The sequence below is a fragment of the Campylobacter sp. JMF_06 NA1 genome (assembly GCF_027737785.1).
GTDB lineage: Bacteria > Campylobacterota > Campylobacteria > Campylobacterales > Campylobacteraceae > Campylobacter_B.
On record NZ_JAOVUA010000005.1, the window covers coordinates 13,795 to 39,328 of the forward strand.

Annotated in this window: 24 protein-coding genes and 1 other RNA gene; 10 read left to right on the forward strand and 15 right to left on the reverse strand. The window is 42.4% G+C overall.

Translation table 11 applies throughout. The features are described 5' to 3' along the window. Window positions 1-98, reverse strand: an RNA gene (gene ffs / locus OFO07_RS06040) — signal recognition particle sRNA small type. Window positions 99-145: 47 nt separating this feature from the next. Here ffs and OFO07_RS06045 point away from each other — a divergent pair. From OFO07_RS06045 to OFO07_RS06060, 4 genes are all read left to right on the forward strand, one after another. Beyond that, window positions 146-565: a hypothetical protein gene (locus tag OFO07_RS06045; RefSeq protein WP_270871308.1), complete on the forward strand. Its 420-nt coding sequence runs from the start codon at window positions 146-148 to the stop codon at window positions 563-565. A gap of 60 nt (window positions 566-625) precedes the next feature. Then, window positions 626-2,434 (forward strand): translational GTPase TypA, encoded by a 1,809-nt coding sequence (typA, locus tag OFO07_RS06050; RefSeq protein ID WP_270865702.1) that lies wholly within the window; start codon window positions 626-628, stop codon window positions 2,432-2,434. Between the two features lie 591 nt (window positions 2,435-3,025). Beyond that, window positions 3,026-3,613 (forward strand): HAD-IB family hydrolase, encoded by a 588-nt coding sequence (locus OFO07_RS06055; protein ID WP_270871309.1) that lies wholly within the window; start codon window positions 3,026-3,028, stop codon window positions 3,611-3,613. A 56-nt stretch (window positions 3,614-3,669) separates the two neighbouring features. Next, window positions 3,670-4,266 (forward strand): hypothetical protein, encoded by a 597-nt coding sequence (locus OFO07_RS06060; RefSeq protein ID WP_270871310.1) that lies wholly within the window; start codon window positions 3,670-3,672, stop codon window positions 4,264-4,266. Between the two features lie 154 nt (window positions 4,267-4,420). Here the strand turns inward: OFO07_RS06060 and nikR are convergent, their stop codons facing one another. The 3 genes from nikR to OFO07_RS06075 form a co-directional block, all read right to left on the reverse strand. After that, complete coding sequence (gene nikR, locus OFO07_RS06065; protein WP_270871311.1) at window positions 4,421-4,840, reverse strand: nickel-responsive transcriptional regulator NikR; 420 nt, start codon at window positions 4,838-4,840, stop codon at window positions 4,421-4,423. Between the two features lie 10 nt (window positions 4,841-4,850). Then, on the reverse strand, window positions 4,851-6,122 hold the full coding sequence (locus tag OFO07_RS06070) for a hemolysin family protein (RefSeq protein WP_270864646.1): 1,272 nt from the start codon (window positions 6,120-6,122) through the stop codon (window positions 4,851-4,853). Window positions 6,123-6,294: 172 nt separating this feature from the next. Next, on the reverse strand, window positions 6,295-7,110 hold the full coding sequence (locus OFO07_RS06075) for a M48 family metallopeptidase (RefSeq protein ID WP_270871312.1): 816 nt from the start codon (window positions 7,108-7,110) through the stop codon (window positions 6,295-6,297). 93 nt (window positions 7,111-7,203) lie between these two features. On the opposite strand from OFO07_RS06075, the gene OFO07_RS06080 reads away from it, so the two are divergent. Both OFO07_RS06080 and dsbI read left to right on the forward strand, forming a co-directional pair. After that, on the forward strand, window positions 7,204-7,899 hold the full coding sequence (locus tag OFO07_RS06080) for a thiol:disulfide interchange protein (protein ID WP_270871313.1): 696 nt from the start codon (window positions 7,204-7,206) through the stop codon (window positions 7,897-7,899). After that, window positions 7,892-8,524: a protein-disulfide oxidoreductase DsbI gene (gene dsbI, locus OFO07_RS06085; protein WP_270871314.1), complete on the forward strand. Its 633-nt coding sequence runs from the start codon at window positions 7,892-7,894 to the stop codon at window positions 8,522-8,524. The genes OFO07_RS06080 and dsbI overlap by 8 nt, the downstream gene beginning before the upstream one ends. Here the strand turns inward: dsbI and OFO07_RS06090 are convergent. Then, window positions 8,521-9,114: a Crp/Fnr family transcriptional regulator gene (locus tag OFO07_RS06090; protein WP_270871315.1), complete on the reverse strand. Its 594-nt coding sequence runs from the start codon at window positions 9,112-9,114 to the stop codon at window positions 8,521-8,523. The genes dsbI and OFO07_RS06090 overlap by 4 nt on opposite strands. A gap of 133 nt (window positions 9,115-9,247) precedes the next feature. Here OFO07_RS06090 and OFO07_RS06095 point away from each other — a divergent pair, with 133 nt between their 5' ends. Then, window positions 9,248-9,832 carry a cytochrome C gene (locus tag OFO07_RS06095; RefSeq protein ID WP_270871316.1) on the forward strand — a complete coding sequence of 195 codons (585 nt, stop codon included), beginning with the start codon at window positions 9,248-9,250 and terminating at the stop codon, window positions 9,830-9,832. Window positions 9,833-9,842: 10 nt separating this feature from the next. Beyond that, the gene (locus OFO07_RS06100; RefSeq protein ID WP_270871317.1) at window positions 9,843-12,359 is read left to right on the forward strand and encodes a molybdopterin guanine dinucleotide-containing S/N-oxide reductase; all 2,517 of its coding nucleotides are present in this window, start codon (window positions 9,843-9,845) and stop codon (window positions 12,357-12,359) included. Between the two features lie 523 nt (window positions 12,360-12,882). Here the strand turns inward: OFO07_RS06100 and OFO07_RS06105 are convergent. After that, the gene (locus OFO07_RS06105; RefSeq protein ID WP_270871318.1) at window positions 12,883-13,380 is read right to left on the reverse strand and encodes a DUF805 domain-containing protein; all 498 of its coding nucleotides are present in this window, start codon (window positions 13,378-13,380) and stop codon (window positions 12,883-12,885) included. A 9-nt stretch (window positions 13,381-13,389) separates the two neighbouring features. Next, window positions 13,390-14,436: a TM2 domain-containing protein gene (locus tag OFO07_RS06110; RefSeq protein ID WP_270871319.1), complete on the reverse strand. Its 1,047-nt coding sequence runs from the start codon at window positions 14,434-14,436 to the stop codon at window positions 13,390-13,392. A gap of 117 nt (window positions 14,437-14,553) precedes the next feature. Between OFO07_RS06110 and tpx the strand changes: the two genes are divergently transcribed. Next, the gene (gene tpx / locus OFO07_RS06115) at window positions 14,554-15,051 is read left to right on the forward strand and encodes a thiol peroxidase (RefSeq protein ID WP_270862651.1); all 498 of its coding nucleotides are present in this window, start codon (window positions 14,554-14,556) and stop codon (window positions 15,049-15,051) included. A gap of 55 nt (window positions 15,052-15,106) precedes the next feature. On the opposite strand, the gene OFO07_RS06120 is transcribed toward tpx, so the two are convergent. Genes OFO07_RS06120 through OFO07_RS06155 form a run of 8 tightly spaced genes read right to left on the reverse strand, consistent with a single transcriptional unit; the run spans window position 15,107 to window position 24,185 of the window. Further along, complete coding sequence (locus OFO07_RS06120) at window positions 15,107-16,624, reverse strand: hypothetical protein (protein WP_270871320.1); 1,518 nt, start codon at window positions 16,622-16,624, stop codon at window positions 15,107-15,109. Continuing rightward, window positions 16,612-18,414 carry a hypothetical protein gene (locus OFO07_RS06125; protein ID WP_270871321.1) on the reverse strand — a complete coding sequence of 601 codons (1,803 nt, stop codon included), beginning with the start codon at window positions 18,412-18,414 and terminating at the stop codon, window positions 16,612-16,614. The genes OFO07_RS06120 and OFO07_RS06125 overlap by 13 nt, the downstream gene beginning before the upstream one ends. Continuing rightward, window positions 18,414-18,746, reverse strand: a complete 333-nt coding sequence (locus OFO07_RS06130; RefSeq protein ID WP_270864658.1) for a hypothetical protein — start codon at window positions 18,744-18,746, stop codon at window positions 18,414-18,416. Before OFO07_RS06130 ends, OFO07_RS06125 begins: the two co-directional genes overlap by 1 nt. Window positions 18,747-18,755: 9 nt before the next feature. Beyond that, the gene (locus OFO07_RS06135; RefSeq protein WP_270871322.1) at window positions 18,756-19,352 is read right to left on the reverse strand and encodes a 4Fe-4S dicluster domain-containing protein; all 597 of its coding nucleotides are present in this window, start codon (window positions 19,350-19,352) and stop codon (window positions 18,756-18,758) included. A gap of 1 nt (window position 19,353) precedes the next feature. Next, complete coding sequence (locus OFO07_RS06140) at window positions 19,354-21,612, reverse strand: molybdopterin-containing oxidoreductase family protein (RefSeq protein WP_270871323.1); 2,259 nt, start codon at window positions 21,610-21,612, stop codon at window positions 19,354-19,356. Beyond that, window positions 21,609-22,739, reverse strand: coding sequence for an NrfD/PsrC family molybdoenzyme membrane anchor subunit (gene nrfD, locus OFO07_RS06145; RefSeq protein WP_270871324.1), 1,131 nt, complete (start codon window positions 22,737-22,739; stop codon window positions 21,609-21,611). Before nrfD ends, OFO07_RS06140 begins: the two co-directional genes overlap by 4 nt. Next, window positions 22,736-23,281: a molecular chaperone TorD family protein gene (locus OFO07_RS06150; protein WP_270871325.1), complete on the reverse strand. Its 546-nt coding sequence runs from the start codon at window positions 23,279-23,281 to the stop codon at window positions 22,736-22,738. The genes nrfD and OFO07_RS06150 overlap by 4 nt, the downstream gene beginning before the upstream one ends. Next, window positions 23,271-24,185 (reverse strand): sulfurtransferase, encoded by a 915-nt coding sequence (locus OFO07_RS06155; protein WP_270862659.1) that lies wholly within the window; start codon window positions 24,183-24,185, stop codon window positions 23,271-23,273. Before OFO07_RS06155 ends, OFO07_RS06150 begins: the two co-directional genes overlap by 11 nt. A 247-nt stretch (window positions 24,186-24,432) precedes the next feature. On the opposite strand from OFO07_RS06155, the gene OFO07_RS06160 reads away from it, so the two are divergent. Continuing rightward, window positions 24,433-25,533, forward strand: coding sequence for an efflux RND transporter periplasmic adaptor subunit (locus OFO07_RS06160; RefSeq protein ID WP_270871326.1), 1,101 nt, complete (start codon window positions 24,433-24,435; stop codon window positions 25,531-25,533). Window position 25,534 lies beyond the last annotated feature (1 nt).

Sequence of the window (25,534 nt, forward strand, 5' to 3'; positions counted from 1 at the left end):
CCCTTCCCAGATGACTGCGGCACACGATAGGTAAAAGTGCTCTGCTGTGTTCCCACCCTGAAGCGGTGTTTTTAAAAACCGTTGCACAGGTCTAAGAAAGGGCGAACTGGATTATAATTAAAAGTTTCTTAAAATAAGGTTATAAATGAATTTAAAAGATTATATTTTTTCGGTTTTTCGTGAAATTTCGATTTCTCACCACCGCTCTATCGAATTTAGAGCGAAAATTTTCGCTGCAATGTTGCTTGCTAAAAAGAAGCAAACCGATGAGGATTACGAAAATCTGCGCGAAATCGCAAGCGAAATTTACAGCGACGATTCGCGCAGAGTGGGGGTTTTGGTATCGATTGTGAGCGAATATATCCAAAAGGCCCACACCTACAAAAGTCTAAATTTAGACTCACTTTTAGTAGAAATCGACAAAGAGATAAAAAATGCGCCTCGCTATGTCAAAAAGATCGATTTCTCGCACCTTAGACGCCTCATTAGCGATGATGAAAACGACGCTTTAATCCAGCAAAGAGTGTATGAGTTTTTGGTAAATGAGGTCAAAGAGTATTCTTAGAATTTAAGAATTTTTAGTGTATAATCATCAGTTTTTAAACATAAAATTTTGGAGTAAAATTTGGAAAATATTAGAAATATCGCAGTTATCGCCCATGTCGATCACGGAAAAACCACTATCGTAGATGAACTTTTGAAACAATCAGGCACATTTAGCGAGCACCAAGAGGTCGGCGAGCGCGTAATGGACAGCAACGATATCGAAAGAGAGCGTGGAATCACGATTTTATCGAAAAACACAGCTATTCGCTACGGCGATACGAAGATCAATATTATCGACACCCCAGGCCACGCGGATTTCGGTGGCGAGGTCGAGCGCGTGCTAAAAATGGTCGATGGCGTTTTATTGCTCGTCGATGCGCAAGAAGGCGTAATGCCACAAACCAAATTTGTCGTTAAAAAGGCCCTATCTTTGGGACTTCGCCCAATCGTCGTGGTAAATAAAATCGACAAACCAGCCGCAGATCCAGATCGTGTGGTAAATGAGATTTTTGACCTTTTTGTCGCACTTGATGCCAACGACGAACAGCTCGAATTCCCAGTCGTGTATGCTGCGGCAAAAAACGGCTATGCTAAACACAATCTAAGCGATGAAAATGTTGATATGAAGCCACTTTTCGAGACGATTTTATCTCATGTGCCAAGCCCAAGCGGAAGCGATGAAAACTCTTTGCAACTTCAAGTCTTCACCCTTGATTACGACAATTATGTCGGTAAAATCGGAATTGCTAGAATTTTCAATGGTAGAATTTCAAAAAATCAAAGCGTAATGCTTGCCAAGGCTGATGGCACAAAGGTAACGGGCAGAATTTCGAAGCTTATCGGATTTAACGGCTTGGAGCGTATTGATATCGACAACGCTGGCACTGGCGATATCGTCGCTATCGCTGGATTTGACGCGCTTGATGTAGGCGATAGTGTGGTAGATCCCGCAAACCCTATGCCACTAGATGCACTTCATATCGAAGAGCCAACTCTAAGCGTAATTTTTAGCGTAAATGACGGGCCGTTAGCTGGAACTGAGGGTAAATTTGTAACTTCAAACAAAATTGATGAGCGCTTGGCAGCGGAGATGAAAACAAATATCGCAATGCGATACGAAAATGTCGGCGAGGGTAAATTTAAGGTTAGCGGTCGTGGTGAGCTTCAAATCACGATTTTGGCTGAAAACATGCGCCGTGAGGGATTTGAGTTTTGCCTAGGTCGCCCAGAGGTCATCATCAAAGAAATCGACGGCGTGAAATGTGAGCCGTTCGAGCACCTAGTAATCGACGCTCCTGATGATTGCACAGGCACAGTCATCGAAAAACTCGGCCGCAAAAAAGCCGAAATGAAGGTGATGAACCCAACAGGCGATGGTCAAACTAGAATCGAGTTTGAAATCCCTGCTCGTGGCTTAATCGGATTTAGAAGCCAGTTTTTGACCGATACTCGTGGCGAGGGCGTTATGAACCACAGCTTTTTGGAGTTTAGGCCGTTTTCAGGCGCAGTTGAGAAGCGACAAAATGGCGCACTAACTAGCATGGAAAATGGCGTCGCGCTGGGATATAGCCTATGGAATCTTCAAGATCGTGGCGTGCTATTTATCGCTCCACAAGCCAAGGTTTATGTCGGTATGATTATCGGCGAGCACAGCCGTCCAAACGACCTAGATGTCAATCCGATCAAAGGCAAAAACCTGACAAATGTCCGCGCTAGCGGTAGCGATGACGCGATTAAGCTAGTTCCGCCAAGAAGCCTAAATTTGGAGCGCGCATTAGAGTGGATCGAAGAAGATGAGCTAGTCGAGGTCACTCCGATAAACATCCGCGTGCGCAAACGCTACCTAGATCCGACGACGCGCAGACGCATGTCAAAAACTAATTCGTAAATTTTAAAATTCGTGCGAAATTTGGCTAAATTTTGCACGAATTTGCCTCAAATTTTTTCTAAATTTTACTTTTTAAATTCCGCTATCGCAAATCCTAAGTACTGCGCCGAATTTTGCATTTTTATGCTTGTGCAAATTTTGCCCATAAATGTCATTGCGAGCGAGCGTTTTCGCTTGCGAAGCAATCCAGGGAAATCGTTGAATTTTGAAATTCAAAATTTAGTCAAATTCCGTTTTTAAGTGTCATTGCGAGCCGTGCGAAAGCACGGCGTGGCAATCTACAAAGCCGAAATTAACGGCAGGGCAAATGGCAGAATTTTGAATTTCATTAAATTTGACTTTTAAAATTCTGCCATTTGCGCGGTTAGAATTTTAAATTTTGTAGATTGCCACGCCCGCAAAGCAGGCTCGCAATGACACTTAAAAAACAAAATTTAGCGAAATAAAAATTTCGGCGCAGTGTTTAGAATTTGCGATAGCTAAATTTTGCCTGCAAAATTTGGTAAATTTCCCGTAAATTCGGCTATTAACACACCATAAAATTTCCGAATTTTTATTCTAGTTTTGTAAAATTTAGCCAAAAGGATTTTTATGAAATTAGTTTGTTTTGACTTTGACGGGACGATTACCAGAGATGATTCGTTGCTCGAATTTATCGCCTATGTCGTGGGGTTTAAGAAATTTTTTCGCGGGATTTTTAGGCTTAGCCCTATTTTGCTGGGCTACAAGCTTGGGCTGTGTTCGAATAATTTCACGCGCAGGCGGCTAATGGTGCATTTTTTCGGTGGTATGAGCGTGGATAAATTCGCCAAAATTTGCAAAAAATACTCCACCACGCACATTGAAGATATTATCAAATTTGAAGCCATGGCAAAAATCAAAGAATATATCGCAAATGGCGATAAGGTCGTCATCGTAACGGCCTCTTTGGAGGACTGGCTAGCCCCTTGGTGCAAAGAAAATGGGCTCGAACTTTTGGGCACAAAAATCGAGAAAAAAGGTGGCGTAATCACTGGCGAAATCGACGGACTTAATTGCTACGGGGCGCAAAAGGTGGTGCGCATAAAAGAAGCTTATGATTTGAGCGAATTTGAAAAAATCATCGCTTATGGCGATAGCAGAGGCGATAAAGAGATGTTAGAATTCGCAGATGAGGCGCATTTTAGAGCATTTGAGTGAAATTTTGCTAGTGCAAATTTGGGATACTGCGCCGAAAATCTAACCAAGGAGGAAAAATGAAAAAAATTTTAATCCCAAGCCTTGTGGCTATGGGTTTTGTGTGCGGATACGCGAACGAGCAGCCAAGAAGCTATGAATACTTCGCGGCAAACTTGCAAATCGCTAAGGCAAGGGTGCAAGAGTGCGCGAAAACGGGCTCTGTGGCTTATATAGACGCGGTCGAGTGCAATAATGCTAGCAACGCCGTAAGCGAAGCGAACGAAAAAATTATGGCGAAGCTCCCACGCGAAAGAGTAGAAATTTTAAATGGTTTAAGAAGGATTTCGGTCTTGCTTGATGATTTTTACGCATACCACACTGCTATGGGAAAATTTGAAAACCAAGCTGAGCAAATGACAAATATCCCAAACCCTATCGCCGTAGCTGGTAAAAACTGCGCCAAATACGCTATCATTGGCTCCCACGAAGTAGAAATCGCCATAGATAAAAATGACGAAATTTGCAAAGGGCTTGCTAACGAATTTGAGAAAAATTTCGGGCAAAAACAAGCACTTTCACGCAAAGAAAATAGCGAAAAAAGCGATATTTGGACATTTGATGTCACGAAAAAATATAGTAATTTTTACTATATTTTCTTAAACGCTGTGGAGTAACTTAGAAAAATTTCGCTTCGCAAACCTAGATACTGGTGCGGGAATTTTGAATTTGGCGATTGCTTCGAATTTTGCAAAGCAAAATTCTCGCAATGACACTAAAAAGCAAAATTTAAAAATTCCGCGCCAAATTTCAAATTTAAAATTCCAAATTTCACGCTTTCGTAATTGCAATTTTGACAAGTTGCGAAAATTTCACACCTTTAAGTCCGCCAATTTTGGCGCTAAATTTCTCGATTTCGCCCATTTTGCCACGCACATTTATGGTTTCTAAGCAGTTATCGTGATCGACATGGATATGGTTCGTGCAGACAACATCGATTTTAGCGTGGTGTTCGAGCTCGATTAGGTTTTCGAGCAGGTCGCTTTGGTGGTGCGAATACGCTATACAAATCACGCCAAGCCCCTCGCTGTCGCTGTTTTCCTCGCTCCATTTATCATTTACGATTTTTTCGCGGATTAGGTCTCTGATATACTCGCTCCTGCTAGGATAGCCCCTACTTTGCACGCGCGAGTTTAGCTCGTCAAAGAGCTCCTCTGGCAGTGAAACGCTAAATCTGATTACATTATCCATTTTCGCCCTTTTAATTTTCTTTTTTCTTGACCCTAAGCGAGGCTATCGAGGTGCCGTCCATCGCAAGCACGGTGTAATCGCAGTTTTCGTCGCTTATCTCATCGCCATTTTCTGGCAAACGACCAAAGAGATTAAAGACATATCCGCCGATCGTGAGCTGCTCGGTCTCATCGTCAAAGGCGATTTCCATTATCTCCTCGACATTTTCGATCTCGAAGCGACCTTTAAATTCGTAAGTATTATCGTCAATGCGGGTGAAATTTTGCTCTATATCGTCGTATTCGTCCTCGATCTCGCCAAAAATTTCCTCGATTATGTCCTCCATGGTCAAAAACCCAGCCGTTCCGCCGTATTCGTCGATGACAAGGGCGGCGAAAATGCGTTCTTTATTCATCATTGATAAAATTTTCGTTATCGGGGAGTTTTCTGGCACTATGATGAGTTTGCGCACGATTTTATCGAAATTTTTCTCGCCGTTTTGTTGCATGATATCGCGGATATGAATCAGTCCTAACACCGTGTCTTTGCCTCCGTCGATGTATGGGAAGCGGGTAAATTTCGACTCCAAAACTACGCGATAATTATCTTCGTAGCTTTCGTTTTTATCTAGGCAGACCATATCCTTGCGCGGAGTCATAATCTCCTTTGCCACAGTATCGCCAAAATCCACGGCGTTTTTGATGATTTCGGTCTCCACGCTATCTAGCACTCCGCCTTTTAGGCTTTCGCTAGCGATGATTTTGATCTCTTCTTCGGAGTGGGCGACTTCGCTATCTTTGACCGCGCGGATTCCAAAGAGCCTAACCACGCTTGATGCGACGAAATCAAATGCCTTAATCGCAGGCAGACACAAAACCCAAAAACAATAAAGCGGTCTAGCTATCCAAAGCACGATTTTTTCGGATTTTGCGATTGCGATTAGTTTTGGGGCTTGCTCGCCTAGGACGATATGCAGTGTCGTAATGATACTAAACGCGATGATCACAGCCACGGTATGCACGCTAGCCTCGCCTAAATTTAGGCTGGCAAGTGGCTTGCGGATTAGGCTAGCTACGGCTGGCTCGCCTATCCAACCAAGGGCGAGGGAAGCCAGCGTAATGCCGATTTGGCAGGCGCTTAGGTAGGTATCGATTGAGTTTGTCATTTTTAGAGCGAGTGAGGCGTTTGCGACCTTGTCTTTGACGAATTCTTCGAGTTTTGAGCGTCGAACTTTAACAAGGGCAAATTCAGATAAAACAAAAAAAGCATTTAAAAAAATTAAAACAAAAGCGAGAAGTAACATAAAGACCGAACGATCCGTGTCCAAAATTTAATCCTTTGAATTTAAAATAAAATGCAGATTATAGCAAAATTAAACTAATTTTCACAAATTTTTTTAAATTTTAAAAGTGCGGAATTTTGAAATTTAGCTGGTGCGAAATTTCACAAATTTCGCACCGATGAAGCTTACGAAGCTATTTTTTACCTTTTTTGGCTTGTTCGTATAGTGGCATGACGAGTGGGATTGTTTTTTCTAGGTTTTTGATACGGGTTTCATCGCCTGGGTGAGTTGAGAAAAACTCAGGCGTTTTGCTACCACTTTCTAGTTTTGCCATTTTGCGCCATACATTTGGGGCTTCGTTTGGATTGTATCCAGCGCGCGCCATAAGCTCTAAGCCCATGATATCGGCTTCTGTCTCGTGCGAGCGAGAAAACGGCAGACTAAATCCATACTGACCTAAAATCGCTAATCCAGTCGCGCCCAAATCCCCTAGCCCAGCGGCTTGCGCGCCGATTGAAATGCCTAGATTTTTTACAGACTCTGTGCTGGCTCGCTCTCGTGAGTGTTCGCGAAGAGCGTGAGCAATCTCGTGTCCTACGACAGCCGCTAACTCGCCATCAGTTAGGCTAAGCTTATTGATAATGCCTGTATAAACGGCAATGCGACCCCCTGGCATGCACCACGCATTTACGGTCGGATCTTCGATGACATTTACCTGCCAGTTCCAGTTTCGCGCATCTGCTCTAAAAACGCCTACTTGGTTAATCAATCTATTTGAGATTGTTTTGACCCTTTTGGTTTGTTTGGCGTTGGTGTTTAGCTTTTTTTGGCTTTTTGCTTGGCTGATTACTTGTGTGTATGAGCTTGCCGCTGCCTTGTCAAGCTCAGCTTCACTGACTGTGAGAAGCTGGGTGCGATTTACTCCCACAGCGCCACCTTGGGTCGTGCTAGCACAACCGCCCAAAAAAATCGTGGCGAAAATCGCCAAAATTAAGGAAAGTTTTTTCATCTTTTCTCCTTTTGAAATTTGAAAATTTAAATCTGCCAAATTTTAGCCAAAATTTTTAAAATTTCATTATAATTGAGTAAAAAAGGAAAATTTATGAAAAAAAATCTACTAGTTTTTATCCTCGCTCTGCTCGTTGGTTTGGGCGTTGGTGTGTATATGATGGGCGGGACTAACACTCACGGGGACGGCGGAAATGGCGAATTTAGCGCAGGCGAGCATTATTTGGTTTTGGATAAGCCACTAAGTGTGGATAAGGGCAGTTTCGTGGCAATTTCGAGCTATGCTTGTCCGTTTTGCTATAAATATTATCAAAATGTCCTGCCTGAAATTTTAGGCGAAATCCGTGCTACTTACGAGCCGTTTCACATGCACGCTATGGGCGAATTTGGCGTGAGTGTGAGTAAAATTTTGGCTGTGGCGAGAGTTTTGGATAAAAGAGAAAATATCGTCCCAAACTCGCCAAATTCGAAATTTAAGAAAATTTTATTTGCATATTTTGAGAGTTATCACGACAAAAAAGAGCGTCCTAGCGCGGAAGCAGACGAGATGAAATTTTTGCAAACGGGCTTTGAAGCAGGCGGTATTACGCGCGAAATTTACGAGAGCGAATTGCAAAATAGCGAAGTTTTGGATTTGCTTGGGCTTTGGGACGAGGGCTATGATGTCGCACTTATTCAGGGCGTGCCAGCCTTCGTGGTGGGTGGTAAATACCTCATAAAAACCGAAAAAATCGCCTCCACAGCCGAATTTGCGAAATTAATTGATTATTTGGCGAGCAAAAATGAGTAGAGTGCTGTTTAAAATTTGCGCGTGGCAAAACAGCGCGAAGCCTTGGATTTATCTGATTTTTGTCTGCGCGCTTTTAATCATTATCGCGCACTATTTTTTCCAAGAATACCTATTTATGGCGCCTTGCGAGCAGTGTGTGTATATTAGACTAGCATTTTTTGTGATATTTTTCGGCGCGATTTTAGGCACGATTTGCGGGGGAAATTTGCTGCTTAAATTTTGCGCTTATGGCGTATGTTTTGTGGGCGCATTGTATGGAATTGCCCGCTCAATCCACCTATACAAGGTGCATAGCGCGATTTTGGATAAACTGCCTTTTGGCGTGCATGGTTGCTCGTTTAAGCCAAATTTCCCGCTAAATTTGCCCCTTGATGAGTGGTTTGCTAGCTTTTTTAAGCCAACTGGTGATTGTGGCTTAGACGCGCCCATAGTCCCGCTAGGAACGAGCTTAGATCCTATTCAAAGCTTTTTTGTGGATTTGTATTCTAATGGCTGGTATTTGATCCCGGGCGCGAAATTTGGCACAATGGCTGAGTGCATGATTTTAGCCTTTGGCGTGATTTTAGCGGTTTTATTTGTGATGATGAGTGCGCAAATTTACGCTATGTTTTCAAAGAAAATTTAGGGCAAAATTTTAAAATTTTGATGATCTAATTTTTGGATTTTTTTATTTTTGATTAGCTTATTTACAGCCACGGAGACATTTTGGCGTGGGGCTCCGACGAAGCTTGCGATTTCGCTGACACCGCCATTGACATGTGCTATATCGCCGTTTGCGATTTGAAGTAAAAATTTATAAGTTCGAGTTTCGACACTATCAAAAACCAGCTCTTTTATCACATTTTTTTGCATTGTCATATTTTTCAAAAACGAGTTAAAAAGATAAATCGCAAAGTCTTGGTTGAACTCAAACAGATCAATCACGGTGGATAAATTTGCCTCTAAAATTTCAGCGTCTTTTGTGATTTCAAATGACGAAAAGGTATCGACTAGCACGAAAGAACCCGCCCCAAAGTAGCTTAGCACATACTCCCTGCCGCTTTCGTGGTAGGTATTTAGCTTGCCCTCGCCTTTTAGGATTATCATAAAAAGTTTTTTTTGTGCGTAAATCATCGAGCCTTTTTGATAGGAAATGCGTCTGAATTTATCCAAATCCTCTTTGCCGAAAAACGATAACTTCTCGCCCTCAAAAACCCCTGTCGTCCTAGTCCCCATAAAATGCCTTTTTATTTTTATTATCTCACAAAAAGGTTAAGTATCGATAATAAAAACTAAATTTGTCATAAAAATGACAAATTTTTATTTTTGTTTTTTATAAAATTTCGCAAATTTTAAAAAAGGAGAAATTTTGAAAATTCTAAATTTAGCTCTTTGCCTAGGTCTTTTAACCTGCGCCGCAAATGCTCTTAGCGTGGGCGATAGCGCGTATAGCGTAGCTGTTAAAAATATCAGCCTAAGCGCGGATTTAAGCGATAGTGTTGGAAGATTAATGCCGACAAATGAGATCAAAATCATCGAAGCAGATGATAAAAAGGTCAAATTTAGCCTTGAAGGCTACCAAAGCTCAAAGGCGCAAAATATCATTTATTTTACCCCTAAGGCGAGAATTATCTCGGTTGCCTTTTCAAAACAGGCGAAATTCGACGCTGAGGTTTTGGAGAATTTAGGCGAATACAACAAGGTGAAAATTACAGCCTATACTTCGCCAGACGCGCTAGAAACGGATTTGAAAGCGATTTTTAGCACAGCGAAGAAAAACCACGAAGAAAACTGCGGCACCTGCCACCCGCTTCACAGAGGCGAAACTCAGGTCGCAAATAGATGGCCAGCGCTGATTAAATCAATGCAATCACGCACGCCATTAACCCAAGATGAAATTTGGGTTATCACTCAGTATTTACAAAAACATTCAAAAGACATTAATGTCGATTAAAGGAGAAAAGATGAAAAGACGAAGTTTTCTAAAAGGAACAGCTACGCTTGGCGCAGCAAGTGCTATGCCTAGTTTTGTTTTCGGTGAAGCCGCAAATACCGCTTTGGTTAAAAACGGCGAAGTTATCACAGGGGCGCACTGGGGAATTTTAAAAGCTACCGTAAAAGACGGTAAAATCGTAAAATCGGAAGCTTGGAAAAAAACTTCAAATGTGCCAAATCCTTTGCAAACTGCGATGGACGATTTGGTTTATAAAGCAAGAATCAAAGCTCCAATGGTTCGCAAAAGCTACCTTGAAAACCCAGATAGCCCAAAACCAGAGCTTCGTGGTAAGGACGAGTGGGTAGAAGTAAAATACGAAGACGCTATCAAACTAGTCGCAAAAGAGCTTAAAAAAACACGCGAACAAAAAGGTATGAATAGCATTTGTGCAGGAAGCTACGCTTGGCAAAGCTCAGGCGCACTTGGTATGGCAAGAACGCTTCTTCATAGATTTATGAATATGACGGGCGGTTTTGTGGGCGTTACGGGAGACTTTTCAACCGGTGCTGCGCAAGTGATTTTGCCACATGTCGTGGGATCTAGCCAAGTTTATGAGCAACAAACCGTTTGGCCTGTGGTTTTAGAAAATTCAAAAGTCGTTGTGCTTTGGGGTATGAATCCAATCGGCACTTTGCGTTTGTCATTTACGGTTTCTGATGAAGGCTCATTTAAATATTTTGAAAAATTGCGCGATAGCGGTAAAGAAATCATCATCATCGATCCGCTCAAAACAATCACAACTAAATTTTTTGAAGGCAAAGCTACTCATATCAGACCTACTCCAAATACCGATGTAGCGATGATGTTGGCTATGGCAAATCACTTGCTAAAATCAGGCAAATATGATAAAGAATTTTTAAGCACTTACACCGTTGGCTTTGATAAATTCGAGCAGTATTTACTAGGCAAAGAAGACGGCGTAGAAAAAACACCTGAGTGGGCAGAGAAAATTTGCGGAATCGAAGCAAAAGTTATAAAAGAATTAGCTGAAAAATTCTTTGATAATCGCACTATGATTATGGCTGGTTGGGGTATGCAAAGAGCGCATCACGGCGAACAGGTTCATTGGATGATAGTAACTCTTGCTTCTATGCTAGGTCAAATAGGGCTTCCTGGTGGCGGATTTGGTTTTAGTTACCACTATGCAAACGGCGGAACGCCAAGTTGCGTTGGTGGCGTGATTAAAACAATCAACGCAGGAAGCGTAGGCGTTATCAAAGACGGCAAATATATGGGTCCTGCTAACGCTGATGGTGCAAAAGAAAACGCAGCGCAATCTTGGCTATCAAATACTGCTTTGATGTCATATCCTGTCGCTAGAAATGCTGATGCTTTGCTAAATCCGGGCGCAACGCTTGATGATAACGGAAATAAAATCACATATCCTGATATGGATTTTATCTACTGGGTCGGTGGAAATCCACTAACTCAACAACAAGATACAAATAAAAATGTTAAAGCTTGGCGAAAACCGCGAACTATCGTCGTAAATGAAATTTACTGGACGCCGACAGCGAAAATGGCTGACATCGTGTTCCCGGTAACTAGCTCGTATGAGAGAAATGACATTTCTATGACAGGGGATTATACAAATATGCATATCGTCCCGCAAAAACAAGTCGTAGAAAAACAATTTGGCGCAAAAGATGATTATCAAGTTTTCGTTGATTTGTGTAAAGCTTATGCAGACGGTCTAGCCGAAGCTTATACAGAAGGCGGCAAAACCGAAATGGACTGGATAAAAGAGTTTTATGAAACAGCGGCAAATCAAGTAAATGCAAACGAAGCGCTTGGAATAAAAATGCCAAGTTTCGAAGAGTGGTGGAACAAAAACGAACCGACTGAATTTTTCCCTACAATGGAGAGCGAAAGCTATGTAACTTTTGCAGATTTTAGAGAAGATCCGATTTTAAATGCACTTGGCACACCAAGCGGACTAATAGAAATTTACTCTGAAACTATCGAAAAAATGGGCTATGATGACTGCAAGGCTCACCCGACATGGTTTGAGCCAATCGAGTGGCTAGGTATGAAGGATAAACCAGCCAGATTCCACATGATAAGCCCACACCCAAATGATCGTTTGCACTCACAACAAAACCAAACTAAGCTAAGAGATAGCTATGCAGTAGCAGGTCGTGAGCCGATTTTCATCAACGAAGAAGATGCAAAAGAGCTAGGTATCAAAAACGGTGATTTGGTAAGAGTTTTCAACGCTAGGGGTCAAATTTTAGCAGGTGCGGTTGTCAATGACGATACGCCAAGAAATGTCGTAAAACTATGCGAAGGTGCTTGGTATGATCCAAACGAAAACGGACTTTGTAAAAACGGCTCGGCAAATGTGCTTACTATCGATATTCCGACAAGCAAACTAGCCAACGGAAATATCTCTCACACTTGCCTTGTAAATATCGAACCTTACAAACCAAAAGACGGCGAAGACATCACGCTAACTGCGTTTATGCCGCCAAAAGGCGCTAAATAACCCAAATTTAGCCAGAGAAATCTGGCTAAATTTTTACTTTTTTAAATCTATGTTTGATTTGTCATTGCGAGAAACTGCGTAGCAGTTTCGTGGCAATCTACGAGTAAAAATTCCTTACGCTAAATTTGCTGTCATTGCGAGAAAACGAAGTTTTCGAAGCAATCCAGAAAAATTTAAATTCAAAATTCAACCTAAATTTAACATTGAATTATTTTTTGAATTTAACCTGCGCCGTGCTTTTCTCGTAAGGGGGAAGGGGGCTTAAATTACTCTGCTTCGCTTCGCTCGCAAGAAATGCCGGCTGTCGCCGTCGCTACGCTCATTTTGCGAGGTCGCGCCCCTTTCCCCTGCATTTAATTCGCACGCAAAAGCGCTGTTCGCGCCTTTTGCATCGTGCGAATTTCCCCCGACGACGCTTTACAAGGTGGCTAAATTTAGCTGGTTTTATTTTTACGGAAATGCTTTGCGTTTCTTTGCGAAGTAAGTTAAATTTCGGCGCAGTGTTTCCGTGAATTTCTCAAATTCACGGAACGAAAATATTCCCGCCGGCGCGCGGATTTAGCGGATCGTCGCCGTATTTGTTAGGTCCATCGCTGCCCTTTAAAATCGTAGAGATAAAAATATAAATTATAAGCCCCACAGCAACAAATAAAAACAGCATAGCCAAAATTCTAATTCCATCAGCAAACATTATCCCAAGCACGCACAAAAGAAAAATTGCGCCAAAATACCACCCGCTGATATCTCTATCGTGCAGTCTTCTCCACAAAACCGCAAATGAGGGCACAAGCAAGCCAAGAGCAACCACGCTAGCTACGATTCCTATGACCTCTGGGTTGCCGTTTTTGTCAAACCCCAAAACGATATTTGTGCCAAGCACAGCGTCGATTACGGCGGTTGCGACATTTACTAAAACGCTAAAAAGGTAAAACCACCAATACTCACTTCTGCTAGCCCTGCCAGAAAATGTGGCGTATTTTTGTTTGAGGCAAACGCTAATCGCCTCGCCAAAACTCATCATTTTTTCTCCTTATGATTTGATTTTGTTAAATTCGCTAATGTGAAATTTCAAATTTGAAAAATAATAGTTGTTTTTCGAAATTTCGAAATTTCGGCTATCTTTGGCACAAGCAATGATAAAAAGCGAATTTATAATCGAGCAAATTTGCACCGCGATTATCGCTAAAATCGGATTAAAATAGACTAAAACTAGCCCAATCACGCACGAGAGCGCATATACAAAAAACGCCTTAACGAAAATTTCGCACCCGCTCGTCTGGAAAAGCTCTTTGTAAATCAGCAGAGCAAAGCATGCGCCAAGCCCCGTAAATACTGCGCCGAAAACAAATACAACCAGGCTTTTATCCCCAAACATCATCATCAAAAACGGGATTAGCGCAAGGCCGTCAAATACGACAAAAAGGGTTAAATTTCGCAAAAGCGTCTTTGAACAAATTGTGCTAGCGATGAAATACGCGCTCATTGCTAAGCACACTTGCCCCGCTGTTGAGGCGAGTTCGGCGCCGTTAATCTTGGTGCCAAAAATGTTTAAAACTGCCATTAAAATCAAAAGTCCGCACCCAATGTAAGCTAGCTGTCTAGCCGAGGCTAAATTCGCGCTTTTTTCTTCGAAATTTAGGCTTTGGCTGGGATTTTCGCTGGGGTTTTCGCTGGGATTTTCGATCTCGCACCCTGCGCTAAGATTTGCGTTATCTACCATTTTTTCTAAATTGAAAAAATCATAAATAATCCACGCCAAATAGGCTAAATTTGGCAGTGCAAAGACCATAATCGGTTTTATTAAATTTTCCCTAGCCCTAAGTGTATCTTGGTCGTCAAATTCGAGGCTTGGCCTTATTGAGCGCAAAATTTCGAGCGCGCTATCGTTTGATATCAAAGCATACGCCACCAAAAAGCAGACAAAGATGATAAACCCAAATCCGCCAAGAAGTTGGAAAATCGCGCTTACATTTCTTTTCAAATAAAATCTGTGCGCGCTAAAAACCCCTAGCGTCAAATATAGCGTGTAGGCGGTGTTGAGGTGAAATTTAGGCGCGTTTTGCGGGAGGGTTTGCATGGATTTCCTTTTTTTAAATTTGGGCGAAATTATAGCCAAATTTTAAAATTTTGCGCCAAAAAATAATCTGTTAAATTTTATGAGATAAAATGTGTTTTATTTTTACAAGGAGAAAAAATGCAAGTAAAATTTTTAGGAAACCCCGTAAATTTGGGCGGAAATGAAGTAAAAGTCGGCGAGGCTGCGCCAGAAGTCGTAGTCGCTGGCAAGGATTTAGAAGATATCGTAATCGGAAAAAGCGAAAAAAAACAAATCATCGTAGCCGTTCCGTCGTTAGATACGCCAGTTTGCGCTAGCGAGGCTCGCAAATTCAACGAAAAAGCAGCAAGCCTGCCAAACACCGAAGTAATCGTGGTTTCAATGGATTTGCCGTTTGCAATGGGTAGATTTTGCACGACAGAGGGTATCGAAAACTTGCGCACAGCAAGCGATTTTAGAGCGAAAAAATTCGCCAAAAGCTATGGAATTTTAATCGAAGATAGCGCACTAGCTGGGCTAAATGCAAGAGCGGTTTTCGTCATCAGTGGCGGCGTAATCGCATACAAAGATATCATGGCTGAAATCACCGAAGAGCCGAACTACGAAGCAGTTTTAGAGGCTGCAAAAAACGCATAAATTTTTAGCTTCCCCCTTAAAAATACAGCGAAATTCCGCAAAATTTGCGGAATTTCTAATTTAGATTTAAAATTTCCTTCGCTCTTGTTTTTTTGTATAAAATTGACTTCAAATTTTGCATTTCACGCTCGTTTAAAGGGCTAGCGTCAAGCAGTTTGGCGCAGTTTTTTTGCCTAGGATTTTCGCAAAATTTAGGCGCGAAAAGCTCGCTAATACCGCCGTGAGTCTCTCTGCTTTGGAGCGGATTTTCGTGGCAGGCTTCGCAGGATTTGCCGATTTTTTGCACGCTATGAGGCGAAAACGGCTTCCAAGCCTCGAATCTCTCGCCACTCTCGCCAAATTTAGCCACGCTAGCATTTTCATTTTTTATGCCAAGATTGTAGCCAAACACAGGACGCGCAAGGGCGATTTTGCCGTTATTTTTGCGCACTAAAAGGACATTTTCGAAGCGTTCTAAACTAAACGCGCTATGCCAAATGCCAGGTTTTCTCTCGCCTCCAAGCGTGCGCGAAAACGGCGCAGGGTGTGTATTTTGGCGCAGGGCGCGTGCGTTAAATCGCTTAGTGCTCGCGTCAAATTCGATTAAATTTTGCCAGTTTTCGTAATCCTTGCTAAAATCAAGCATAGCATTTAGTTCGTAAAAACTCCCGCCCCATGCGCTGTGGCAGGTGGCGCACTCCAAATTTTGGTGGAATTTATGCGAGGTGTTATTTTGCGCGGCGGTTTCGTGGCAAGCCTCACAGCTTTTGGTTTCGCTCATTTTGTGGCAATCCGCGCACACTAACCCCGCGCTAAAATGTGCGTCAGGGCGCAAATTTGCGTATGTTACGCCATGCCGTAGCCCTGGGAAATTTCCATTTTTTTGCAACGGCGTGCGGTAGTCTTTGTGCGTGTTTTGTGGGAAAAGCCCCATAAAATCGGCGCCGATGAAGTATTTGTTGTGGCAAGAGGCGCAAACTTCATTATCCGCGCGCGAGAGCGTGTGAGTGCGCGAGTGAGGGCGCGCGCTAGTATTCGCGTCGCTGCCGCTGTATTGCGCGCTGGGTGCGTAGCTAGCGTGGCATGCCATGCAGCCCTTTCCGTGAGCCGAAAACAAGGAACTCTCGCCATTATCATAGGTGTGGCATTTGAGGCATTTGCGCTCCACGAAGTCCGCTACCACGCGCTCTTTTGCGCTTAAATTTGGCAAATTTTGGCTTAAAAAATCTTGCAAGCTGGGATTTAAATCCATGTTAAATGCGCTAAAAATCGTTTTTATCTCGTTTTTGTGCGTGAAATGGTTGCTTTTTTCAAATTCGCTGATTTGCTTCGCGTGACAGCTGCCGCAAAACTCGCCATAATGCGCGGGGCTGGCTGGGTGAGCGATGATATTTTCGTGCGAAAATCCGCCAAATTTGGCTAAGCTTTGCGGGAAATCCGAGGGTGAAATTTTGCTTTTATGACAACTTTCGCATGAAAAATTGTGATTTTTAGGCTCGAATTTTTCCACGCTGTGGCAGTTTTCGCAGGATAAATTTTGAGAAAAAGCGAAATTTAAAAACGCAAAAAATATCAAATTTATCACTCTAAACATTTCGTCTCCCCTGCCCTAAATTTCGCTTTTGAGGCGTTAAAATCGGCATAAATTTTATCATCATAGCGATCGTGGCAGATAGCGCAGGCATAGGCGTCAAGGATTTTTTTCATTTGAGCTAAGCTTAGCGTGGAATCGTTTTTAGAAATGATTTGATTTTGCGCTCCTTTTGGGCTAGCAAAGGCGTCAAGGGCGAAATTTAACTCGCCAAAATTTGCCAAATTTGGACTAAATGAAATCTCACCGTTTTTATAGCCCAAAACTCCGCGCCCAAGCCCAAGCGCAGTAGGCGAGAAGTGGCAAGAGACACAGGTTTTGCTCTTGCCAACGCTGTGTTGCGCCCAGCTAGCTAGGCTAAGGGCGTCAAAGTGCTTCGTGGCGCCATTTTCGTAGATACTAGCCACGACCTGACAGCCTGGGGCTAGGTTTGCGTTTTTGCCGTCATTTCTCACGCCCAAAGCGGGGTCTTCGAAGCGCAAAAAACTGCGCATTTCGCTCCACGCACCCTCGCTGTATTCGCCCTTTTGCCACTCAAACTGCTTTGCGCCCGCAAATCTTTGCTCGTGGCAACCAAAACAGCTTGCTACGCTTTTTTCGTGGCAGGCTTGGCAGGATAAATTTGCGTGCAAAGGCTCGTGTGCTGGGTGTTTTAGCGCTGAAATTTCAAATTTTGCTCCGTCTTTTTTGCGCGTAAGAACTGCTTTTTCGCCTACTTTGGTGACATTGTAAAGTGGGAAATTTCCCTTTTTTGTGTAGGCGATGAGCGCGCTATCTGGGATATTTGGATTTGTTTTTGCTAAATTTCGCGCCGTCTCGTTTGGCGTGGCAAAATTTGGCGCGTGGCAGTCCTCGCATGCGATAATCACGGCCTCTCTCATATTTGCGTGGTTTTTTTTATCGCCCATTACCCCAAGGCTAGTATGGCAATCCACGCACTCTAACCCTGCCCTTTCGTAGTGAATATCGGCGCGCAAATCGTGGAAATGGCGCCCGTCAGAGAGTGTGTGCTCACGCTCAAACGGAGCTTTGCTTCCCTCGCTTTCGAATTTTCCATAATACGCAAAACCAATGCGAGCCGAGCGGTTGTGGCAGGCTAGGCAGTTTTGGCTAGGGATTGCGGTGGAAAATCGGGTGTGGGTTTTGGGCGCAGTGTTTGGGGAGGTTGCGTGCGCGCTGGAATTTACACTGGAATTTGCGCTTAAATTTGGCGCAGAATTTGCATTTTTGCTAGCAAAAAATGGCGAGAGCAAGAAATTTTCATCTAAATTCGAAGCCTTATGACACGCCCCGCACCCGCCACCTTTGGCGATATTTTGATTTATAAAAACCTCTTTTTCTTGCGAGATATGACAACTAGCGCAGGCTTTGGCGTAGTGGTCCTTGGCGAATTTTTCGATTTGCTCTGCGCTAAAATCAGAGCTCGCGCCCTGCTTCGCCCACTCGCCTAGCAAATTTTGCTTGATTGGATTTTGGGTTTGCATTACTGTGGTGCTAACGCGGGCGATTTGGTCCTTGTGACAGCGCGCACAACGGCTTTTGGCGTTTTCTAGCGTGGCTGGATTTGGGATTAGGGCGATGTGAGCGAGCGATTTTTCGTTAGCAATCTCGTTGCCCCCATGGCAGCTCTGACAGGCAACCTCATCGTGTGAGGGGCTTAGTGAGCCGTAATTTTCGTGGCAAGCGGTGCAAGAATTTGGCTGCGAAAATGCACTTAGCGAAAAAAACAAAATAGCAAAATTTGCGAAAATTTTAAAATTTAGCCCTTTTAAAATTTCGCAAATTCTTCTCACTAGCAACCCTCAAACTGCGCTGGTGCGCCACTGGCTTTTGGTGCAGCGGCTTCGCTTTCATCGGCTTTGGCGCCAAATTCGTCTATCATACCTTCATCGGCTAGGCGCTGAATAACATCATCATAGCTTTCCCATGCTTTTTTGTTGTAAGCGTCTGCTTGAATCGCCTTTTTTGCGTATGCCCTAGCAAGTGTGAGATTATTTTTTGCCACAGCTTCGCGAGAGAGATTTACAAAATGCTCCGCCTGCGCTTTTGAAGTATTGTAGCTTTGCAAATTCTCAGCAAAGCCAAAACTGCAAAGTAAAACCATGCTTAAAATTATCTTTTTCATCATTTTCTCCTATGAATTTATCGTTACATAATAAACATTTGGTTCAAGTCCGTCGCTCTCTTTTAGGCGAGTAATGGAGGTCGCGCGCGCCAAAATTTGCGAAACATCGCTATTTGGGTCATTTAAATCGCCAAAATTTCGCGATTTTCCCACGCAGGTGGTTACACAAGCCGGAAGCAAACCTTTATCCACTCTTGGGGCGCAAAATGTGCATTTATCGACACTTTGTTTGTGTTCGTCGTAATATCTGGCATTATACGGACAGGCTACCATACACGCCTTGCAGCCTATGCAAAGGGACGGATCGACGATGACGATGCCGTCTTTTTCGCGCTTGAAACTAGCTTCTGTCGGGCAAACTGCCACGCAAGGGGAGTTTTCGCAGTGGTTACAAAGCACAGGCAAAAAGTTTAAAATCGGATTTCCTGCGTTGTCTTCGTTTTCTACTTCAAAAACCCTTGTGCGATACGCTTCTTTGAAAAGCGGCACTTCCCACTCGGTTTTACACGCTACATAACACGCATCGCACCCGATACAGCGATCGCCGATAATCACCATAGCTAGGTTTTTTTCTTTTTTGTGATTTTTATTTATTAGTGAGTTCATCTTACGCCCTTTCAAGTCTAACAAAGCCGTTGTTTAAGCCACTACAACCACTAACAGGATCGACGCTATTACTACAAAAATAAACATCGCTAATGCCTTTATCAAAGCCGCTCTTCCACTCTTTGCTAACATGCCCAAAGCCGTGGTGGATAAAGACATTTCCCTTGGTTATTCGCTTTGTGATTTTTATATTTTGCGGTTTTGATTTAAGCCCTGTTTTAGCATTTATCATTATGACTTTGTCATTCGTTTTTAAACCTAAATTTGCCGCGTCATCAGGATTTATCCAAATCGGGCTATCATCTTCAAGTTCAAGTAAGAGCTTGTTATTTTGGCTTCTTGCATGTGAGTGAGCTGGACCCCTACCAAAAAGCAGTCTAAGCTCGCCGTCTTTTGGCTGTGGCGGTGCTACCCAAGTAGGCAGTGGCGCACAGACATCGCCATATTCTTCATACATTTTTTCCATATCAGGATTGTATAGATGAATTTTGCCCGTGCTGGTAGGGAAGCTTAGTGGTTTTCCGCTACTTTGCGGATACGCATCGGCTAAATAATCACACAAAATGCCGTCTTTTTCAAATTTTTCTTTATCTTCGGGGCTAAGCGAATTTACGAAATTATTTATCGCGTCGCTTGGCGAAATGGTAAAATACTCGTCCATATCAAAGCGTTTGCAAATCCCACGCACTATGTCAAAAACATGCTTAGTATCGTATAGCGGCTTAATCGCAGCTTTTCTCACAGCCACAAACGGCACATCGTATTTTTGGATATATGGGCCGTCGTCTTTTTCTAAATATGTGCTTTCAGGCAAAACTATGTCGCAATACTGACAAAAATCGTTCATCTGCGTATCAATTGCCATTAAAAAATCTAGCTTTTCGATCGATTTCATAACGCCGTTTGCTTCGACTGCCGTGTGTCCTAGCGGATTTGTATCGTAGGTCAGCCACGCTTTTATCGGATATGGCTGTTCGCTTAAAGTCGCGCGATAAATTTCGCCACTTAGCCCTAAATTTGGCGGATTAAACGGCCACCTAACCCCAACGCCATCAGCCCTTGGCTCCCTTACAGCTGGTGCTTCATCATCTTTTGGGAGCTTGGCTAAATTTATACTTTGATTTACCCAAGTTCCGCCCTTTACGCCGTAATTTCCCATAATCGCATTTAATATTGCAATCGCTCTTGCTGTTTGCGTGTCGTTTGCGTATCTTGAAAATCTACGCGGTGCGATAGCTAGGACATGTGGGGCAAATTTGGCAAATTCCCACGCTACTTCTTCAATAGTTTCAGCCTTTATACCGCAAATTTCTTCTGCCCATTTTGGGGTGTATTGTTTGACATGGCGGGTAAGTTTGTCAAAGCCGTAGCAGTATTTATTGATAAATTCCATATTTGCTAGATTATCTCTTATAATGACATGAATTAAAGCTAGTGCTAGTGCCATATCGCATCCCGGTTTTATGCGAAGCCATTTGTGCGCTCTAATCGCACTTTCGCTCTGGCGTGGATCTACATAGACGAGTTTTGCGCCGTTTGCCAAGCCCTCCATAAAATCTCTTGCTTCTCTAACCTGAATCGCTCCTGCCATATTTCTACCAAATAAAATCATATATTTGGTGTTTGCCATGTCGTAGTTTTCATGACCCCCGATACCGCCACCGCCAAATGTCAAAGACCAGCCAATCGCTCTACTGCCACGACACTCAGAAAATGAAGCATAGCTTACATTTGGAGTGCCAAGTAGGCTAGCAAATTTGTGAAAATAAGAAGAACAGCTTCCATGAGCAAAGGCTGCAATGCTTTTTGCGCCGTATTTGTCGATGATTTTTTCTAAATTTTCATGCACGAAGTCAAATGCTTCGTCCCAGCTGACTTTTTTCCATTTGCCTTCGCCCCGTTTGCCGACTCTAATCATCGGGTATTTTAAGCGATCTGGATCGTAAGTAGAATAAACCCCCGCATTTCCCTTAGCACAAATCGTACCGTAATTGTATGGATTTAGCTTGTTTCCTTCGATTTTGTGAATTTTGCCGTCCCTTGTAAAAACATTTACGCCACAATTCCAAAAACACATTTCGCAGTAATTTGGAGTTTTTACGCCCTCGTCGTATTCTAATAAATTTGAAAGCTCGGGCGAATTTTTATGAGTTTTTGCCATTAGCGGATTTGGAAGCCCTGTGATACCTGCCGTGCTGGCAACTGCGACACTAGAAGCCATTTTTAGGAAATTTCGTCTTGTTATTTTAAGCTCTCTCATTTTTCACTCTCCAAATTTAAAAATGTTTTTCCAAGTGCGTAAATAAAGAGCATTACGCCAATGCCCGAGATAAAAATCGTGATTTCTGCCACGCTTGGGCAGTATGAGCCAAACTCTATCTTGCCTAAAAATTCGCTCTCGACTCGGACGAGCTGACCGCCCACAATGCCGTCAAATCTAGCAAAAAATACGCCGATAATGGCTAAAATTCCAGCCAAAAATGAAATTTTTAAATTTTGAAATTTAGACAAAATTAATAAAATCATCGGAAGCAAAATTCCAACTAAAATTTCGAAAAAATAGAAATTAAACGACAAATTTCCGTTTGTAAAAACTTCGAAATTTTTTGTCAAATAACTTCCTGCGCCATAGCTTGAAATTACCGCGTTCCAAAAATTTATAAATAAAACAGCCAAAAGAAGCAAAAACATAAAAATATTCAAATTTCGCAAAATTCGCTCATTTAGGCTCTTTTTTGTCAGATAAATAAAGGCAAAAATCACGCTCACGCCACAAATCAAAGCTCCAAAAATAAATGAAATAGTAAAGCTTGGCGTATTCCAAATCGGTCTAGCTGCATTTACGGCAAAGACCATTGAGAGTGTGCTAAACGCGATTATTCCCATTATAAATGCGACAATTCCTGCGTAAAACGAAGCTTTTTCGCTGTTTTTTAGCATTAAAATTAGCTCGATTATTAAAAGCGGAGTTTCGATTAGATAAAAAGTGCTCATCCACCAAATCGGGCTTTCTACCGCGAAATTAAAATAATACCTTACGAAGCGTAAAACTTGCAGTTTAAACGGGCTTCCAAGCTCCCAAAAAATCAGCCAAAACGCCGCTAAAAGCGCAGCAATAGCCAAAAGCTGTAAATGGCGTGAAATTTTAGAAAATGCGTGAAATCCAAAAAGATGATCGGCCGTAGCGATTGTGGCAACTCCTACGCTAATGCCCACAAAAAAGGCATATCCCATAAGCAAAAGCCCAAGCGGAACCTCGCGGCTGACATTGTAGCTAGCCTCTTGGCCGTTTAAAAACACGCTACAAATCCCCACGAGCCCCACTGCGCACAGCGCAAGCGATAGAAAAAGAAGCCCAAATTTCGGGGTTTTGGCGACTTTTGTCATCTTTGCTCCTTTAAATTTGATATTAAAAATTTGGCAAAATTTAAAATAAACTCAAATTCTTTTAAATTTTCAAAATTTGCTAAATTTTTACTCAAAGGCTCTAAAAAGTCCAAAAATTTAGTAAATTTCAAAAATTTCTCCCACTCGCCCTGCTCTGCTAAAATCGCGCAAAATGCGAGTAAATTTGAGGCGTGGTCGCAGTTTTTTTCCACCACAAAACCACAAAATTCGTAAAATTTGCAAATTTCATTATAACTCTCGCCAAACATTTTTTTATCTAACCAAACCCCAGCTAGAAGCGAAGTGCCGAATTTGGCTGAGTTTAAATCAAAATAAAAAATGTAATTGCTGATAATTTCGTCTAAATTTGGCGTTTTTAAATCGTTAAATTTGAAATTTGAAAATTTATTGAAGCGCTTGGCGAATTCGCCGTTTGCAAATTCGCCAAGCGCGCAGTATTTCTCGCGCCAACCCTCCGCTGGAAAAGCGAGCAGGTCGGCGCATAAGTCTAGGCAATCAATCGAAATTTGATTATTTTTCATCGCCTTTTAGCACTTTTCTTTTTGGCAGGTTCGAATACTCGACCATGCTTGCTTCGTAGTTTTTGACTTTGTCATTTCCCATGATATATTTTGTCGCAAACCAGCCGCCACTTGCGTGCCAGCCTGTGTTGCAATACCAAATTTGTGGTGCGTTTGGATCTAGACCAGCTGTTTTAAATAGCTCGCCAACAGCTTCTTTATCGGTGTTGATATAAAAAACGCCGTCATTTTCTTTGGCAAGTTTGCCGATAAAGATATTTCCATCAACGCCCTCTAAGTGCCCTGCTTTGGCTGCTTTTGGGTGAGCTTTTTCGCCAGAGTATTGAGCTTCGATTCTGCCATCGATTAGTGCTACGCTGTTTGTAACCACAGCCTCGTCGATATCGTAAGCAGTCGCAACGATGTCTTTGTTAAATTTAGTGATTTTAAAATCGCTTTTTTCTGGTGTGGCGGCCTCTGTGCTTAGCTCGCCACCAGCTTTTTTCCAAGCGTCAATTCCGCCGTTTAAAATCGCTGTGTTTGTAAGGCCGTAGTATTCAGATACGAATAGAGCCAAAGTTGAAAGCGTATAATCAGGAGCCGCTTTTGCGTCGTTGTAGAAAACTACTGCGCTAGTATCTTTGATACCGCTTTTTTGAAATAATCTCTCAACCGTAGTCGGAGAAGCGATAAATCCTGGCATTTCGCCTCTTGCCTCTCTGAAATCAGCCTCTTTCCAAGCAACTGCGCCTTTGATATGACCTGCGCCATATCCTTCGCCTTCTTGAAGGTCGATTAAAACTAGGTCTTTATCAGCCAAATTTGCTTTTAGCCACTCGACATCTACGACCTTGTTTTGTGGTAAATCTAGGGCAAATGCGCATGTGCAAGCAGCCGCTAGTAATGATGAAGTAAGTAATTTCATGATATCTCCTTAAAAATGAAATTGTTGCAAAAAAAAATTGTAACAAAATTTAGTAATATTAAATTAAAAATTTATCGAAATTTTATAAGTTAGATTAAAATTTTCCGTGATTTTGTCACAAAAAATGTGAAAAATTTAGAAATATTAAATTTTCATTTACTTTTGTGTTAATAATTTATTTTGCAGAATTTGGATAAAATCGACAGCTTTTTACTTTAATTATTAAAATTTAATAACCGAGGTTTGTATGAAGAAAATTTTCTCACTAATTGCGACGCTAGCACTGCTTAGCGGATGTTCGTATTTCGAAAAAAAAGAAGAGGGCGCAGGAGCGGGTGCCAAGGGCTCTGGCGGTATGCCACCGCTTCAAGTAGCTGTTTTTAAGGCCCAAAAATCCGATGTTCCAATCGCACTAAAATTTAACGGCGAAACCGCGAGCGATTTAGATGTAACGCTAAAATCGCAGGTTTCTGGCACGATAGAAAAACAACTTTTCACTCCTGGTGTGCGCGTAGAAAAGGGCGAGGGGCTCTATGAAATCGACAAATCCCGCTACCAAGCGATTTTTAATAGCGCAAAAGCTAGCCTAAACAACGCCAGCGCAGATTACGAGCGCGCTAGGAAATTAAAGGCGAGCAATACCATTTCAGCGCGCGAATTTGACGGCGCAAAATCAGCTTACGAAGTGGCTAAGGCAAATTTCGAACGGGCGAAAATCGACCTTGATAATGCCCTTGTCAAAGCCCCATTTGACGGCATTGTAGGCGATACGCAAAAAGATACTGGCTCGTTTGTGGGTGTAGGCGAAAATCTAGTCAGACTTACAAAGCTAAATCCAATTTATGTGAAATTTGGAATTTCTGATACCGATAAGATGAAAATTGATAGAAATTTAGCCAGCAGCGATTGGTATATGAAAAACACAAAGGCTACAATTTCCTTTAATGACAAAATTTATGAAGGAAATGTGGTCTTCATCGATAGCGTCGTAGATAGCGCGACTGCAAGCGTGAGTGCCAAAGCGCAATTTAACAACCTAAATTATGAAATTCAACCAGGAATTTACACTAGAATTTCAGTCGATGGTTTCGTGCAAAAAGATGGCTTCCAAATCCCGCAAATCGCAGTTTTGCAAGATTTAAGCAACTCTATCGTTTATGTCGTAGATGCAAACAACACTGTGGCTAAAAAAATCGTAAAAGTTATAGCGCAGGATTCTACGACGATGACCATTTCAGAGGGTTTGAGCGAGGGCGATTTGATTGTTTTGGATAATTTTTCAAAAATTCAAGTCGGCGCCAAGGTAACCCCGCTTCCGCCAGAAACAGACGCGACAAAGGCTAGGTAGG

Coding starts and splice junctions, on each gene's coding strand:
- OFO07_RS06070 (WP_270864646.1), bottom strand. CDS start 6,122: ATGTTACTTCTCGCTTTTGTTTTAATTTTTTTAAATGCTTTTTTTGTT.
- nikR (WP_270871311.1), bottom strand. CDS start 4,840: ATGGATAATGTAATCAGATTTAGCGTTTCACTGCCAGAGGAGCTCTTT.
- OFO07_RS06075 (WP_270871312.1), bottom strand. CDS start 7,110: ATGAAAAAACTTTCCTTAATTTTGGCGATTTTCGCCACGATTTTTTTG.
- OFO07_RS06120 (WP_270871320.1), bottom strand. CDS start 16,624: ATGTTTAGAGTGATAAATTTGATATTTTTTGCGTTTTTAAATTTCGCT.
- OFO07_RS06045 (WP_270871308.1), top strand. CDS start 146: ATGAATTTAAAAGATTATATTTTTTCGGTTTTTCGTGAAATTTCGATT.
- OFO07_RS06100 (WP_270871317.1), top strand. CDS start 9,843: ATGAAAAGACGAAGTTTTCTAAAAGGAACAGCTACGCTTGGCGCAGCA.
- OFO07_RS06090 (WP_270871315.1), bottom strand. CDS start 9,114: ATGGGGACTAGGACGACAGGGGTTTTTGAGGGCGAGAAGTTATCGTTT.
- OFO07_RS06160 (WP_270871326.1), top strand. CDS start 24,433: ATGAAGAAAATTTTCTCACTAATTGCGACGCTAGCACTGCTTAGCGGA.
- dsbI (WP_270871314.1), top strand. CDS start 7,892: ATGAGTAGAGTGCTGTTTAAAATTTGCGCGTGGCAAAACAGCGCGAAG.
- OFO07_RS06055 (WP_270871309.1), top strand. CDS start 3,026: ATGAAATTAGTTTGTTTTGACTTTGACGGGACGATTACCAGAGATGAT.
- OFO07_RS06155 (WP_270862659.1), bottom strand. CDS start 24,185: ATGAAATTACTTACTTCATCATTACTAGCGGCTGCTTGCACATGCGCA.
- OFO07_RS06130 (WP_270864658.1), bottom strand. CDS start 18,746: ATGAAAAAGATAATTTTAAGCATGGTTTTACTTTGCAGTTTTGGCTTT.
- OFO07_RS06140 (WP_270871323.1), bottom strand. CDS start 21,612: ATGAGAGAGCTTAAAATAACAAGACGAAATTTCCTAAAAATGGCTTCT.
- OFO07_RS06105 (WP_270871318.1), bottom strand. CDS start 13,380: ATGATGAGTTTTGGCGAGGCGATTAGCGTTTGCCTCAAACAAAAATAC.
- nrfD (WP_270871324.1), bottom strand. CDS start 22,739: ATGACAAAAGTCGCCAAAACCCCGAAATTTGGGCTTCTTTTTCTATCG.
- OFO07_RS06060 (WP_270871310.1), top strand. CDS start 3,670: ATGAAAAAAATTTTAATCCCAAGCCTTGTGGCTATGGGTTTTGTGTGC.
- tpx (WP_270862651.1), top strand. CDS start 14,554: ATGCAAGTAAAATTTTTAGGAAACCCCGTAAATTTGGGCGGAAATGAA.
- OFO07_RS06080 (WP_270871313.1), top strand. CDS start 7,204: ATGAAAAAAAATCTACTAGTTTTTATCCTCGCTCTGCTCGTTGGTTTG.
- OFO07_RS06110 (WP_270871319.1), bottom strand. CDS start 14,436: ATGCAAACCCTCCCGCAAAACGCGCCTAAATTTCACCTCAACACCGCC.
- OFO07_RS06135 (WP_270871322.1), bottom strand. CDS start 19,352: ATGAACTCACTAATAAATAAAAATCACAAAAAAGAAAAAAACCTAGCT.
- OFO07_RS06150 (WP_270871325.1), bottom strand. CDS start 23,281: ATGAAAAATAATCAAATTTCGATTGATTGCCTAGACTTATGCGCCGAC.